At 62.6% G+C, this 3,386-nt stretch carries 4 protein-coding genes; all 4 read right to left on the bottom strand.

Annotation, left to right across the window (positions count from 1 at the left end; all coding sequences use genetic code 11):
- Positions 1-183: 183 nt before the first annotated feature.
- On the bottom strand, positions 184-1,080 hold the full coding sequence (locus M3O22_09065) for a ParB/RepB/Spo0J family partition protein (GenBank protein ID MDP9196889.1): 897 nt from the start codon (positions 1,078-1,080) through the stop codon (positions 184-186).
- Positions 1,077-1,886, bottom strand: a complete 810-nt coding sequence (locus M3O22_09070; GenBank protein ID MDP9196890.1) for a ParA family protein — start codon at positions 1,884-1,886, stop codon at positions 1,077-1,079. Before M3O22_09070 ends, M3O22_09065 begins: the two co-directional genes overlap by 4 nt.
- Positions 1,873-2,508 carry a 16S rRNA (guanine(527)-N(7))-methyltransferase RsmG gene (gene rsmG / locus M3O22_09075; GenBank protein MDP9196891.1) on the bottom strand — a complete coding sequence of 212 codons (636 nt, stop codon included), beginning with the start codon at positions 2,506-2,508 and terminating at the stop codon, positions 1,873-1,875. Before rsmG ends, M3O22_09070 begins: the two co-directional genes overlap by 14 nt.
- 365 nt (positions 2,509-2,873) lie before the next feature.
- Positions 2,874-3,386 (bottom strand): hypothetical protein (locus M3O22_09080; protein ID MDP9196892.1); only part of this gene is annotated, 513 nt, incomplete at its 5' end.

Raw genomic sequence — 3,386 nt, forward strand, 5'->3', positions numbered from 1 at the left:
GCTGCGAACACCGCGGCAGGCTTCCACGACCAGCAGCTGGATCACCAGATAGGCCAGATCATCCAGGCCGCCGCAGCCTTCGCTCCCACTCCCATGGGCGAAACTTCCCTGGCCGCGGCAGTGGAGGATCAGACCCTGACAAGCCTGGCTGCTCCGCACTTCAGACAGGCGGCGTGACTTTCCTTATTCAGGGGATTTTCTGTTCCGGGGCACCAGACGGGCCATGAGGGCATCGAAGTCCTTCATGGTCCTGTAGTGCAGGACAACCGATCCGCCACCCTCTTCGGTGGCATGGATGGACACGCGCAGACCCAGATACTGGCCCAGCGATTTTTCCAGTTCGGCCATGGCGGCCGGGCGGAGAGGCTGCTTTTTCGGGGTCTTCGCCGGGCCTTCCGCTGCCTGGCGGACCAGATCCTCGGTCTGCCGGACGTTCAGGTTGCGCCGGACAATGTCCCGGGCCAGCCCCACAGGATCGTCGGCGGGCACCAGGGCGCGGGCATGGCCGGCGGACAGGTCACCGGTCTGGACCAGTGACTTGACCGGCTCGGGCAGGCCCAGAAGCCGGACCATGTTGGCGATATGGCTGCGGCTTTTGCCCAGGGCTTTGGCCAGTGCCTCCTGGGTGTGGCCGAACTCGGTCATCAGACGCTGGTAGCCCTCGCCTTCTTCCAGGGGGTTCAGATCCTGCCGCTGCAGGTTTTCCACCAGCGCTGCCTCCAGCGCCGTGCGGTCGTCCATGTCCCGGACGATGACGGGCACCTCGGTCAGGCCGGCCTTGCGGGCTGCCCGCCACCGCCGTTCCCCGGCGATGATCTCGTATTTTCCGTCCGCGCCGGGCGTGCGCCGGACCAGAAGGGGCAGCAGCACGCCCTGTTCCCTGATGCTGGCGGTCAGCTGGGCCAGCGCGTCGCTGTCAAACTGGCGCCGGGGCTGATACCGGCCCGGCTCCAGAAGGTCCAGGGGCAGTATCTGCCGCTCTTCCCCCGGGCCGCCCGTCATGGCGGCCACGTCGCCGAACAGGGCGGACAGGCCGCGACCCAGGCCGCCCGGACGTTTCTGCTTTTCCTGCACTGTCATGCCGCCACCATCTTTCGCGTTTTTTCCCGTTTCAGAAGTTCCCGGGCCAGCTGGACATAGGCCTGGGCCCCGGCACTTTTCAGGTCATAGAGAATCACTGGCCGGCCGTGGGACGGGGCCTCGGAAATGCGCACGTTCCGGGGAATGACGGTTGTAAAGACAGTCTCGCCCAGCACACCGCGCACGTCGGCTTCCACCTGTTCGGACAGCCTGTTGCGCCGGTCATACATGGTCAGCACTACGCCGCAGATACCCAGCGAGGGGTTCATGGTGCGGCGGACCCGCTCGATGGTGCGGGTCAGGTGGCTCAACCCCTCCAGCGCATAGAATTCGCACTGCAGGGGCACCAGAACATCCCGGGCTGCTGTCAGGGCATTGAGGGTCAGAAGTCCCAGCGACGGCGGGCAGTCGATCAGCACATAATCCGTTCCGTCCGGCAGGTCTTCCAGCGCGCGGTCCAGAAAATACTCACGCCGGGGCTTGTCCACCAGCTCCAGCTCGGCCCCCGCCAGGTCGGGTGAGGCCGGCACAATCGACAGACCCGGCACCAGGGTCGGGCGCAGGGCGTCCGTCAGGGACAGCTCGCCGAACAGCACCTCATAGGCGCCGGATTTGCGGTCCTGGGCGGGAATATCGAGGCCGGTGGAGGCATTGCCCTGGGGATCCAGATCGAACACCACGACCTTTCTTCCGACAGCCGCCAGGGCAGTGGCCAGGTTCACGGCGGTGGTGGTCTTGCCCACGCCGCCTTTCTGGTTGGCGATGGCCAGTACGCGGACGGGGTTCTGGGGTTCAGGAAGGGGCACGGACGCACTCCTTGAGACGCAGGATCGTTCCTTCAGGGTCTGTCCGGCCGGGGAAGCGCTCGGCCTGGAAACTCCATGTTTTCCGGGCTTCGGCTTCTTCCTGTGCGGCGGTTTTGCCCTTGAGGAAAAGGCATGTTCCCTCTTGTGCCAGAAAGCGCACGGCCCAGGCAAGCAGTTCATGCAGGGGGGCCAGCGCACGGGCTGTCACCACATCGGCTGGCCCGGCAGGAATGTCCTGCGGGGCCAGATTTTCCAGTCGCCGGTTGATAACCGTGACCCGGTCCGCAATGCCGGTGATCCGGGCTGTTTCTTTCAGAAAGACACACTTGCGCGAATCGCTTTCCACCAGCGTGACCCGGGGAACGCCCAGAATGGCCAGGACCAGTCCGGGAAAGCCGGCGCCGCTGCCCATATCCAGCACATGCCGCGTTCCGGGGGGCAGCAGGGGAAACAGCTGCGCCGAATCGACGATATGCCGGTTCCATGCGTCCGGAAGGGTAGAGGCGCTGACCAGATTGATGGCCGGGTTCCACCGCTTCAGAAGATCCAGATACATTTCCAGCCGATGGAGTGTTTCACGTGAAACATCCAGGGGGGGGAGGAGGGGGGGCGTGTCAGGCATGCCAGTGAGGACCACCCCTGCTGCGCTCATCTCTTGCCCGGGCTTTCTGCTTTTGCCCCGTCCTGATCCGGCTTTTTTTCTGCGTTCTGTGAAGCATGGCCTGTACAGCTTTGTGAAGAACAAAAAGGGCCAGCAAAATACAGACTTTCGTGACTGCCCGTGTACCGGGATCGGTTTCGTGTACTCTGAAGGGCGTGCGAAGAACCAGTGCGCCGGAAACGGTCAGGCCTTCTGCTGCCGGCCCGTGGACTGCGGCGGCGAAAAAGGATGAGCTGTCAGCAGAAGGGGACAACATGGCCTGTTTCCTGTTTTTCCGGATAAACCCTGGGGGTATTTTTTGTTTTCGTCAACCGGCTTTGACCAGATCAGGCCGGTCGCGCTGTTTGATACGAAGGGCCAGAAGAACAGGAGAGCAGGAACCTGGTATCCAGGGACATGGCGTGGCTGGTGACATACAATGTGATTAAATCCCGGGAATCAGTATTCCAGGAAAGGCCGGACAGGTGGTGCATGCTTTCTTCCGGCGATGAAAAAGCAGGGCTTCTGTCTTTGCAGAACGATGCCAGATAATAATGGGCAAAAACTTCATCCAGGCGTATGAAGCCCCGGGACAGCAGGGCATCCATCGACTCTCTGGACACATGCCGGGTCATGAATACGGCCGGTCTGACGGAAGATTTTCCATCCGCCCCGGCCGGGCAGGATCTGAGCCGGGGCCAAAAGCAGAACTGGAGAAATGTGGGGTCCAGAAGCCAGACTTCCCCGCCCATCCGGAAAACAAGGGCATCATGCTTCCATATCTTTTCCGGGATAGCCGTGGCCCTGAAAAGCCCGCAGACGTCATGCAGTCCCAGCCTGTAAAAGGTCCGGCCCATGAT

Source organism: Pseudomonadota bacterium (genome assembly GCA_030775045.1).
Classification (GTDB): domain Bacteria; phylum Pseudomonadota; class Alphaproteobacteria; order JALYJY01; family JALYJY01; genus JALYJY01.

Bases quoted from the DNA above. Each gene is read 5' to 3' on its own strand.
- M3O22_09065 (MDP9196889.1), bottom strand. From the start codon at position 1,080: ATGACAGTGCAGGAAAAGCAGAAACGTCCGGGCGGCCTGGGTCGCGGC.
- rsmG (MDP9196891.1), bottom strand. From the start codon at position 2,508: ATGCCTGACACGCCCCCCCTCCTCCCCCCCCTGGATGTTTCACGTGAA.